Consider the following 11,240-nt stretch of genomic DNA (forward strand, 5'->3'; position numbering starts at 1 on the left):
AGTGAAAAGGCGGGCAGACACAGAGTCTAAACCGCGCGTGGGAGGTCGATCCAGAGGCGCCGCCGGCGTCTCTTCAGACCCCGTCGCCGCGCCGACCGATGGCGCCGATGATACGACTCGTCGAGCGTCCGGGCACGAAGTCGAGCACCCGCACCTCGCCGCCGCGCGCCAGCACGGCGTCGGCGCCCGCGATCTGCTCGGGCCGATAGTCGCCGCCCTTGACCAGCACGTCCGGACCGACGGCGCGGATCAACGCCTCGGGCGTGTCCTCGCTGAACGGACAGACCCAGTCGACCGAGGCCAGCCCGGCCAGCACTGCCATGCGCTGCTCGACGCCATTGATCGGACGCCCCTCGCCCTTGAGCCGACGCACCGAGTCGTCGTCGTTGACGGCGACAATGAGCCGGTCGCCCAGCCGTTTGGCCTGCTGGAGATAGGCCACATGCCCGTCGTGCAGGATGTCGAAGCAGCCGTTGGTCATGACCAGACGCTCACCGGCGGCGCGCGCCGCCTCCGCCGCCGCGATCAGCGCGTCGCGATCGAGGATCGGACGCCACTCGACACCGCGATAGGCGCGCTCCAGTTCGGCGGCGCTTACTCCGGCCGTGCCCAGCTTGCCGACCGCCAGACCGGCGGCACAGTTGGCCAGGGCGCAGGCTTCGGCCAGCTCGGCACCCGCCGCCAGCGCCGCCGCCAGGGTCGCGATGACGGTATCGCCCGCGCCCGTGACGTCGAAGACCTCGCGCGCGCGGGTCGGCAGATGCAGCGCCTCGACACCCGCACGCACCAGCAGCATCCCGCGCTCGCCGAGCGTCACCAGCAGCGCCTCCAGTTCCAGCTCGGCGCGCAGACGCTCGGCGCGTTCGATGAGCACGGCATCATCCGGGCAGTGACCGACGATCTCTTCAAGCTCGGCGCGGTTGGGCGTCAGCAGGGTCGCACCCCGGTAGCGGCTGAAATCGCGTCCCTTGGGGTCGATCAGGACCGGCTTGCCCTGGGCGCGCGCCGGCCGGATGAGTCCTTGCGGATCGTCGAGCGTGCCCTTGGCATAGTCCGAGAGCAGCAGCAGATCACAGTCGGCGAGTGCGGGCGCGACCAGCCCCGGCAGCGGGTCCGGACCGTTCGGCGCCAGCGAGCGCTCGAAGTCCAGCCGGATGAGCTGCTGATGATGACTGAGCACCCGCAGCTTGGTGATGGTCGGCACCCCGGCGCGGCGCTCGAAACGGGTGGCGATCCCCTGCCCGCTCAGGCGCGCTTCCAGGATCGCAGCGGCCTCGTCGTCGCCGGTCACGCCGGCCAGGGTCACGCGCGCGCCGAGCATGGCCAGATTGAGCGCGACATTGGCCGCGCCGCCGGGACGGTCCTCGATGCCCTCGACATGCACCACGGGCACAGGCGCCTCGGGCGAGATGCGGCGCGTGGCGCCGGTCCAGTAGCGGTCGAGCATCAGATCGCCGGCCACCAGCACTCGGGCGCGCACGAAATCGGGGAAGGTCGATGGAGTGGTCACGATCACGACTGGGCAGTGGAAGGTATCGGCCAGGCAGTCTAGCCCGAAGCGCTCGCTCCGGCCAGACGCCGGCGCCATTCGACCAGCTCGGGCTTGGGCGCGTGCTTGACGGCGAGCTTCCACCAGTAGCCGAGCCGATCGTCACCGAAGGAGATCGCCTTGCGCGGCAGTACCAGCGGATGATCATCCGGCCCGGCCGCGCCGCGCAGACAGGTGGTGGCGCTCCGGTAGCCGGCCTCTCCGGCCAGGTGCACCGTCGTCCGGTCGAAGCTGCCGAAGGGATAGCAGAGATGATGCACGGGCGCGCCGAGCACGTCTTCGAGTGCCGCGCGGCTGTCGACGAGCTGACGGCGCTGAGCCTCGGGATCGAGCATGCCGAGCTTGAGATGATCGACGCTGTGCGAGCCGATCGTGATGCCGGCCGCGTGCAGTTCGCGCAGACGCTCGGCGCTCATCAGGGTCGGGATCGGGCGTCCCGGATCCTTGGCGAACCACTCGGCGCGGCGTCCGAGCCGGCCGCTGATGGCATAGACGGTCGCCCGAAAGCCATGCCGCTCCAGCACCGGCCAGGCATACTCGGCGAAGTTGTCATAGGCGTCGTCGAAGGTCAGGACCACGGCACGCGCCGGTAGCGGACGTTCACCACGCAGACCGGCCAGGGCGTCGTCGAGACCCAGCACCCGATAGCCGAGCCGCGCGAGCAGATCCATCTGAGCGGCGAAGCGCCGATGGTCGCAATAATTGGCGCGATGTTCTCGCATCGGCGCAAACACGCCGACCTGGTGATACATCAGGATCGAAAGCCGTGCGGGCTGAGTATTCATCGGGTCTCCGTCATACCTGGCGACTCCAGCCGTCTTCAATCTCAATCATCGTTTCATCATTGTGCCTATGTCTTCCAACGTCCAGACCTCTCCCATCCGGCGCCTCATCGTCGGTCTCTCCGGCGGTGTCGATTCGGCCATCGCCGCCCATCGGCTGCTCGAACAGGGGTATGCGGTCGAGGCGCTGTTCATGAAGAACTGGGAGGAAGACGACGCCGAGGGTTACTGCGCCGCCGCCGAGGATTTGGCCGACGCGCGCGCGGTGGCCGAGCGGCTCGGGATTCGGCTGCATACGGTCAACTTCTCGGCCGAGTATTGGGATCGGGTCTTCGAGTATTTTCTGCGCGAATACCAAGCGCTACGCACACCCAACCCGGATGTGCTCTGCAACCGTGAGATCAAGTTCGCCGCCTTTCTCGACCATGCGCTCGGTCTGGGCGCCGAGGCGATCGCGACCGGGCACTATGCCCGTGTCGTCGCCGATGAGCAGGGCGGCTATCACCTGCATCGCGCCGTCGACGAGGACAAGGATCAGACCTATTTCCTGCATCTGCTGGACCAGGAACAGTTGTCGCGCGCCCTGTTTCCACTCGCCGATCTCACCAAGGGCGAGGTCCGCGCCCTGGCCCGTCGGCTCGGGCTGGCCAATGCCGCCAAGAAGGACAGCACCGGCATCTGCTTCATCGGCGAGCGGCGGTTCAGCGACTTCCTCGCCCGCTATCTGCCGCGCGAGCCGGGGCCGATCGAGACGCCCGAGGGCGTGCGGCTCGGCGAGCATCGCGGGCTGGCCTATTACACCCTGGGCCAGCGTCAGGGATTGGGGATCGGCGGGGTCAGCCGGGGACGCGAGGCACCCTGGTATGTCGCCGTCAAGGACAGCGTGAACAACCGGCTGATCGTGGTCCAGGACAGCCGGCATCCGCTCCTGATGTCGACTGGGCTGGAGGCGCTCCAGCCCCATTGGATCAGCGGTCGGGCGCCCGAGACGCCGTTTCGCTGTCTGGCACGCCTGCGTCATCGTCAGCCGTTACAAGCCTGCGAACTGGTCGAGATCGGGGGCGATGGATGCCGGGTGCGCTTCGACGACCCACAGCGCGCCGTCACGCCCGGTCAGTCCGTCGTCTTCTATCAGGAGACCGAGTGTCTGGGCGGGGCCGTCATCGAGCGTGGCTTGGCAGCCTGACCCCTCTCCCCAACCCCTCTCCCGCCAAGCGAGAGGGGCCAGGGCGTGCAGGTTGCTGTCGAACAGTGGCTGGTGAATGCGTTATAAGATGGCGTCATCAGCCACAACGCATCGCGATCGAGAACCCCATCCATGCCCCACACCAACCTGGAGCGCACCATTGCCCTCGCCGGCCTCTATCAGGCCGTCAACTGTGTCATCCGCATCGCCCGCCAGGGTTCGGTCGATGCCGAGCTCATGCAGCCCTGCATCTACAGTCTGTTCCAGGTCGATGCCGAGAACGTCGAGTCGGTCTTCGGCGAGCCGGGCGCGCTGGCCAATGGCGCGCGCCGGCTCGTCGCCCAGTTGACCGGCCGGCCCGAGCGCGACCTGGAGATGACCCGCTATGCGATCCAGGTCATCAAGCTCGAACGCGAGCTGGCCAAGCGACCCGATCTGCTCGACATCCTCGCCGCCGGCATCCGCGAGGCCGAGTCCAAGCGTGCTCATTTCGATTTGCTCCATCCCAACCTGCTGGCCCATTTCGCCGACCTCTACAGCCAGACGCTCAGTCATCTGCAACCGCGTATTCTGATCCACGGCGACCCGCTGCATCTGCGCAACCCCGACAACCAGAACCGTCTGCGCGCCCTGCTGCTCGCGGCGGTACGCGCGGCGCGGCTGTGGCGTCAGGTCGGCGGCTCGCGCTGGCAACTGCTGTTCCGCAACCGGCCGATCCTGGAAGACGCGCGACGTTATCTCGACCGGCCCGGCTGAGACCGACCGCAGCGTCTGAGCGTCGAAACCGCGCTTCGGATTTCGTTGCAGTGCAGCATATGGAATATCCGACCCTCGGACGCTAGAATCGAGCGCTCCAAACGATAAAGAACCGTTCCATACCACCGGAGCCCTCGATGCCCAATAGCTTCAACGCCAAGTCTACCCTGAACGTCGCCGGTCAGGAGTACGAGATCTTCGAGCTCGACGCCGTGCCCAACAGCGCGCGCCTGCCGTTCTCGATCAAGATCCTGCTGGAGAACCTGCTGCGCAACGAGGACGGCGTGACCGTCACGCGCGAGGACATCGAGTACTTCAGTCAATGGAACCCACAGGCCGAGCCGGACAAGGAGATCCAGTATCGCCCGGCGCGGGTGCTGATGCAGGACTTCACCGGCGTGCCGGCCGTAGTGGATCTGGCGGCGATGCGCGATGCCATGCGCGCGCTCGGCGGCGATCCGACCCGAATCAACCCGCTCCAGCCCACCGAGCTGGTCATCGACCACTCGGTGCAGGTCGATCACTTCGGTTCGGATGGGGCCTTCGCGCTCAACGCGGAGCTTGAGTTCCAGCGCAACCAGGAGCGCTACAAGTTCCTCAAGTGGGGCCAGCAGGCGTTCGACGGCTTCAAGGTCGTGCCGCCGGACACCGGCATCGTGCATCAGATCAATGTCGAGTATCTGGCGCGCGTGGTCTTCTCCAAGCCGGTCGACGGCAAGACTCAAGCCTATTTCGATACCTGTGTCGGCACCGACTCGCATACGACGATGGTCAACGGCATCGGCGTGCTCGGCTGGGGCGTGGGCGGCATCGAGGCCGAGGCGTCGATGCTGGGTCAGCCGGTGTCGATGCTGGTGCCCAAGGTCGTGGGCTTCAAGCTCACCGGAACCCTGAAGGAAGGCGTGACCGCGACCGACCTGGTGCTGACCATCGTCGAGCAGTTGCGCAAGCATGGCGTGGTCGGCAAGTTCGTCGAGTTCTATGGTCCGGCGATCGCGAGCCTGCCGATGGGCGAGCGCAACACCATCGCCAACATGGGGCCTGAGTACGGCGCGACCTGCGGCCTGTTCCCCATCGATCAGGTCACACTCGACTATCTGCGTCTGACCGGGCGCGATGAGGCCCAGATCGCGCTGGTCGAGGCCTACTGCAAGGCGCAGGGCGTGTGGCACACCGCCGATGCGCCCGAGGCCGAGTATTCCGAAACGCTCGAACTGGATCTGGGCGATGTGGTGCCCTCGCTCGCCGGGCCGAAGCGTCCGCAGGATCGCGTCGCGCTGACGGACATGGCCGACCACTTCCCCAAGGCGCTCGCCGCGCTCAAGGCCGAACGCAATCTGCCCACCAAGGGTGCGGCCAAGGCGGTGATCGACGGTCAGGAGGTCGAGATCTCGGACGGCTCGATCGTGGTCGCGGCTATCACGTCTTGCACCAACACCTCCAACCCGAGCGTGCTGATCGGCGCCGGACTGGTGGCGAAGAAAGCCGTTGCGCTGGGTCTGAAGCGCGCGCCCTGGGTCAAGACCGCCTTCGGTCCCGGCTCGATGGCCGTCACCCGCTATCTCGACCGCGCCGGACTGACCGAGCCGCTCAAGGCGCTCGGCTTCCACAACGTCGGCTATGGCTGCACGGTCTGTATCGGCAACACCGGCCCGCTGCCCGAGCCGGTCTCCAAGGCCATCGCCGACAATGAGCTGTGCGCCGTCTCGATCCTGTCGGGCAACCGCAACTTCGAGGGCCGGGTCCATGCCGAGGTGCGCATGAACTATCTGGCCGGCCCGCCGCTGGTCGTGGCCTATGCCATCGCCGGTCGCATCGACATCGATCCCTACAACGACCCGCTGACCACGGATGCCCAGGGCAATCCGGTCTATCTGAAGGACATCTGGCCGACCCAGGACGAGATCAACGCGGCGATTACCGAGTTCGTCACGCCGGCTGAGTTCAAGGCGGCCTATGCCGATGTGTTCGCCGGGGATGCGCGCTGGCAGTCGCTCGACGCCGTGGCCACCCAGACCTACGACTGGCCGGCCGACTCGACCTATATCCAGGAACCGCCCTATTTCCAGGGCATGAGCCTGGAGGTCACGCCGGTCGAAGACATCAGCGGCGCGCGCTGTCTGGCCGTGCTCGGTGACTCCATCACCACCGATCACATCTCGCCCGCCGGCTCGATCAAGCCGAACTCCCCGGCCGGCCAGTACCTGATCGAGAAGGGTGTCGATCCCAAGGACTTCAACAGTCTGGGTTCGCGACGCGGCAACCACGAGGTCATGATGCGCGGCACCTTCGCCAACATCCGGCTCAGGAATCTAATGGCGCCGGGCACCGAGGGCGGCGTGACCCTGCATCAGCCGAGCGGCGAAGAGATGTCGATCTATGACGCGGCCATGCAGTATCAGTCCGAGGGCACGCCCGCCATCGTCATCGCCGGCAAGGAATACGGCTCGGGCTCCTCGCGCGACTGGGCGGCCAAGGGTCCGCGTCTGCTCGGCATCCGCGCGGTCATCGCCGAGAGCTATGAGCGCATCCACCGCTCCAATCTGGTCGGCATGGGTATCCTGCCGCTTCAGTTCCTGGCGGGTGACAATGCCGCTTCGCTCGGCCTGACCGGCACCGAGACCTTCGATATCGTCGGATTGAACGGCGGCGAGGCCAAGCAGGTCGAAGTCCGTGCGACCGGCGCCGACGGCTCGGTGAAGACCTTCCAGGCGCGGGTGCGGATCGATACGCCGAACGAGGTGGATTACTACCGTCACGGCGGTATCCTCCAGTACGTGCTGCGCAAGCTCGCGGCCTGATCGGCTATCTTCCCGACGCTTCAGGGGGTCCGGTGACGAAGCTCCGGCTTCGTCATCCGCGAGACGAGGCTCGGCTTCGCGTCGTATTCGAGGATGCCAAAGGGATCCGCGCCGTGAAGCTGAGCTTCATCCCCGAGGTCACGAAGCTGGAGCTTCGTGACCAGAACAACACCAGAGGTGGCGAACCCATGTCCGTGATCCTCGATCTCACCATCTTCCCGACCGATCAGGGGAGCAGTCTCAGCCGGTTCGTCGCGCCCGTGATCGCCATGATCCGCGACAGCGGATTCGAGCATCAGCTCTCGCCCATGGGCACCCAGGTCGAAACCGACACCCTGCCCGAGGCGCTGACCATCATCGAGCGCGCCAACGCCATCCTGGAAGGATTCGGCGCCGAGCGCGTCTATGTGGTCGCCAAGTTCGACATCCGTCCCGGAACGCGCGGACGCCTGACCGGCAAGCTCGACTCGGTGCGCCGTCGGCTCGACGCACCGGCGGCGGACCGGCCATGAAGGTCGCCATCTTCTCCGATGTCCAGGGCAATCTGCCCGCGATGGACGAGGCCATCAGCCATATCCTCGACTGGGGGCCGGATCTGGTGGTCATGGCCGGGGATCTCATCAATCGCGGACCCAGTAGTCTGGCCTGTCTGGAGCGCTTCGACACACTGAGGCGCACGCGCGGCTGGCTGCCGGTCAACGGCAACCACGAGACCTGGATCCAGCGCTGCGGACGCGAACCGCCGCGTGACGCGCTGGAAGCCGAGATGCGCCTGTTCGCCGACTGGACCTACCGGCAGATCGAACCACGACTCGACGCGCTCGTCGACTGGCCGGATCATCTCTGCTTCAACGCCGGTACCGATGATTCCTGGGTGCATGTCACCCACGGCACCATGGTCAGCAATCGCCACGGCATCGGTACCAGCGTCACGGACGAAGAACTGCGTGGCACACTGCCGGCCGATCTGGCCCTCTTCGTCACCGCCCACACCCATCGCCCGCTGGAGCGCGTGCTCGACGGTACCCCCATTCTCAACGTCGGCTCGGTCGGTTCGCCCTTCGATGGCGATCCGCGCGGGAGTTTTGCGTTGTTGACGCTGAAGAATGGCGCCTGGAACTGGGAGATCGTGCGCTTTGCCTATGACCGCCGGCAGGCCGCGCGCGACTTCGACGATCTCGGTTTCATTGAGCACGGCGGACCAATGGCACGCATCCTGTTCGAGGAATGGAAACGCGCCCGACCCCTGATGCAACTCTGGCGCCGAGACTTCGAGGCCGAGGTGCTGGCCGGTGAACGTGCGCTGCAACCGGCAGTCGATGAGTTCCTGGCCACGCTCGACTGAGCGACAACGATCGCGATCGCCGGACCGGCCGAGGTGGCCAGTTCAAAGCCAAAACTGATCGAGTGCTCAAAGGGGAGACATCTGGCTGGCCGAGCGAGTAGGAGCCGGCTCCAAAGCCAAAACCCCCGCCACTGTTGGGTGGAAGGGGTTTTGAGGGGAGAGGGCCCTGGCGGTGCCCTAGGTTCGCATGGGGAGGCCCCACACTAGGATCGGCGAAGACTTGTTTCACGTCTGAGTTCGGGACGGGATCAGGTGGTTCCAGGTCTCTATGGCCGCCAGGGAAAGGGTGGGAGCGTCGGTATGGAGGCCGACGATCCGCGAAACGGTGAGAGCGTAAGGGTAACGCACTTGGGTGTTATATGGTCAAGCCGCACGGTCGATTAGTACGGGTTAGCTGCACGTGTTACCACGCTTCCACATCCCGCCTATCCACGTCGTGGTCTTCAACGGACCTTTAGGGGCATCGCGTGCCCAGGGAGATCTCATCTTGGGAGGGGCTTCCCGCTTAGATGCTTTCAGCGGTTATCCCGTCCGTACATAGCTACCCGGCAATGCTTCTGGCGAAACAACCGGAACACCAGGGGTACGTCCACTCCGGTCCTCTCGTACTAGGAGCAGCTTCCCTCAAATCTCCAACGCCCACGGCAGATAGGGACCGAACTGTCTCACGACGTTCTAAACCCAGCTCGCGTACCACTTTAAATGGCGAACAGCCATACCCTTGGGACCGACTTCAGCCCCAGGATGTGATGAGCCGACATCGAGGTGCCAAACACCGCCGTCGATATGAACTCTTGGGCGGTATCAGCCTGTTATCCCCGGAGTACCTTTTATCCGTTGAGCGATGGCCCTTCCATACAGAACCACCGGATCACTATGACCTACTTTCGTACCTGCTCGACTTGTCCGTCTCGCAGTCAAGCACCCTTATGCCATTGCACTCAGACGGTTGATTTCCGACCAACCTGAGGGTACCTTCGTGCTCCTCCGTTACGCTTTGGGAGGAGACCGCCCCAGTCAAACTACCCACCATGCACGGTCCCTGACCCGGATGACGGGTCGAGGTTAGAACGTCGAACCGACCAGGGTGGTATTTCAAGGCCGGCTCCACGGCCACTGGCGTGGTCGCTTCAAAGCCTCCCACCTATCCTACACAAGTCGGTTCAACGTCCAGTGCAAAGCTATAGTAAAGGTTCACGGGGTCTTTCCGTCTAGCCGCGGGGACTCGGCATCTTGACCGAGAATTCAATTTCACTGAGTCTCGGGTGGAGACAGTGCCGCCATCGTTACGCCATTCGTGCAGGTCGGAACTTACCCGACAAGGAATTTCGCTACCTTAGGACCGTTATAGTTACGGCCGCCGTTTACCGGGGCTTCGATCAAGAGCTTCTCCGTGCGGATAACCCCATCACTTAACCTTCCGGCACCGGGCAGGCGTCACACCCTATACGTCCGCTTGCGCGTTTGCAGAGTGCTGTGTTTTTAATAAACAGTCGCAGCGGCCTGGTCACTGCAACCCGCTTCGGCTCCTGCCGCGAGGGCCTTCACCTACCACGGGCGCACCTTTTCCCGAAGTTACGGTGCCGTTTTGCCTAGTTCCTTCACCCGAGTTCTCTCAAGCGCCTAGGGATTCTCACCCAACCCACCTGTGTCGGTTTGGGGTACGGTCACACACCACCTGAAGCTTAGAGGCTTTTCTTGGGAGCCGGGCATCAATCACTTCGTGTCCGTAGACACTCGTCATGGGGTCTCGGGATTGTGCGCCCGGATTTGCCTAAGCACACTCCCTACACCTTTGAACCGGGACTACCAACGCCCGGATGACCTAGCCTTCTCCGTCCCCCCATCGCAGTGGTGTCTGGTGCGGGAATCTTGACCCGCTTCCCATCGACTACGCCTTTCGGCCTCGCCTTAGGGGCCGACTCACCCTGCGCCGATGAACGTTGCGCAGGAACCCTTGGGTTTTCGGCGAGGGGGACTCTCACCCCCTTTGTCGTTACTTATGTCAGCATTCGCACTTCCGATACCTCCAGCCGGCTTTACAACCGACCTTCGACGGCTTACGGAACGCTCCCCTACCATGCGGTTGCCCGCATCCGCAGCTTCGGTACAGACTTTGAGCCCCGGTACATCTTCCGCGCAGGCCGACTCGACCAGTGAGCTATTACGCTTTCTTTAAAGGGTGGCTGCTTCTAAGCCAACCTCCTGGCTGTCTGGGCCTTCCCACATCGTTTCCCACTGAAGTCTGATTTGGGGACCTTAGCCGGCGGTCTGGGTTGTTGCCCTTTTGACGACGGATGTTAGCACCCGCCGTCTGTCTCCCGTGGTCGCACTTGCCGGTATTCGGAGTTTGCCTCGGGTTGGTAAGCCGGGATGGCCCCCTAGCCGAAACAGTGCTCTACCCCCAGCAGTGAACCCACGAGGCGCTACCTAAATAGCTTTCGGGGAGAACCAGCTATCTCCGAGCTTGATTAGCCTTTCACTCCAACCCACAGCTCATCCGAATCTTTTTCAACAGATCCCGGTTCGGGCCTCCAGTGTGTGTTACCACACCTTCACCCTGGCCATGGGTAGATCGCCCGGTTTCGGGTCTACTCCCAGCGACTCATAACGCCCATTTAAGACTCGCTTTCGCTACGCCTCCCCTAGTCGGTTAAGCTTGCCACTGAGAAGTAAGTCGCTGACCCATTATACAAAAGGTACGCCGTCACCTCTTTCAGGGCTCCGACTGCTTGTACGCACACGGTTTCAGGTTCTCTTTCACTCCCCTCACCGGGGTTCTTTTCGCCTTTCCCTCACGGTACTGGTTCACTATCGGTCG

General features: G+C 64.2%; 7 protein-coding genes and 2 rRNA genes (1 of these 9 only partly in view). 5 read left to right on the top strand and 4 right to left on the bottom strand.

The features are described 5' to 3' along the window. Window positions 1-73: 73 nt before the first annotated feature. Window positions 74-1,510 (bottom strand): bifunctional D-glycero-beta-D-manno-heptose-7-phosphate kinase/D-glycero-beta-D-manno-heptose 1-phosphate adenylyltransferase HldE, encoded by a 1,437-nt coding sequence (gene hldE / locus Atep_RS10210; protein ID WP_213378436.1) that lies wholly within the window; start codon window positions 1,508-1,510, stop codon window positions 74-76. A 38-nt stretch (window positions 1,511-1,548) separates the two neighbouring features. Further along, on the bottom strand, window positions 1,549-2,334 hold the full coding sequence (locus Atep_RS10215; protein WP_213378437.1) for a polysaccharide deacetylase family protein: 786 nt from the start codon (window positions 2,332-2,334) through the stop codon (window positions 1,549-1,551). Window positions 2,335-2,401: 67 nt separating this feature from the next. Between Atep_RS10215 and mnmA the strand changes: the two genes are divergently transcribed. The 5 genes from mnmA to Atep_RS10240 all read left to right on the top strand — a co-directional run bounded on the left by mnmA (window position 2,402) and on the right by Atep_RS10240 (window position 8,419). After that, a complete protein-coding gene (gene mnmA, locus Atep_RS10220; RefSeq protein ID WP_213378438.1) occupies window positions 2,402-3,517 on the top strand; it encodes a tRNA 2-thiouridine(34) synthase MnmA in 1,116 nt (371 codons plus the stop codon). A 132-nt stretch (window positions 3,518-3,649) separates the two neighbouring features. After that, complete coding sequence (gene hflD, locus Atep_RS10225; RefSeq protein WP_213378439.1) at window positions 3,650-4,273, top strand: high frequency lysogenization protein HflD; 624 nt, start codon at window positions 3,650-3,652, stop codon at window positions 4,271-4,273. A gap of 137 nt (window positions 4,274-4,410) precedes the next feature. After that, window positions 4,411-7,074 (top strand): aconitate hydratase AcnA, encoded by a 2,664-nt coding sequence (acnA, locus tag Atep_RS10230; protein WP_213378440.1) that lies wholly within the window; start codon window positions 4,411-4,413, stop codon window positions 7,072-7,074. A gap of 113 nt (window positions 7,075-7,187) precedes the next feature. Beyond that, window positions 7,188-7,586, top strand: a complete 399-nt coding sequence (locus tag Atep_RS10235) for a thiamine-binding protein (RefSeq protein ID WP_236786121.1) — start codon at window positions 7,188-7,190, stop codon at window positions 7,584-7,586. After that, window positions 7,583-8,419 (top strand): metallophosphoesterase family protein, encoded by an 837-nt coding sequence (locus Atep_RS10240; protein ID WP_213378441.1) that lies wholly within the window; start codon window positions 7,583-7,585, stop codon window positions 8,417-8,419. Before Atep_RS10235 ends, Atep_RS10240 begins: the two co-directional genes overlap by 4 nt. A gap of 164 nt (window positions 8,420-8,583) precedes the next feature. Here the strand turns inward: Atep_RS10240 and rrf are convergent. Both rrf and Atep_RS10250 read right to left on the bottom strand, forming a co-directional pair. After that, window positions 8,584-8,699 (bottom strand): 5S ribosomal RNA (rrf, locus tag Atep_RS10245). A 79-nt stretch (window positions 8,700-8,778) separates the two neighbouring features. Beyond that, window positions 8,779-11,240 (bottom strand): 23S ribosomal RNA (locus Atep_RS10250) (it continues 431 nt past the right edge of the window).

Source organism: Allochromatium tepidum (genome assembly GCF_018409545.1).
Taxonomy (GTDB): Bacteria; Pseudomonadota; Gammaproteobacteria; order Chromatiales; family Chromatiaceae; genus Thermochromatium; species Thermochromatium tepidum_A.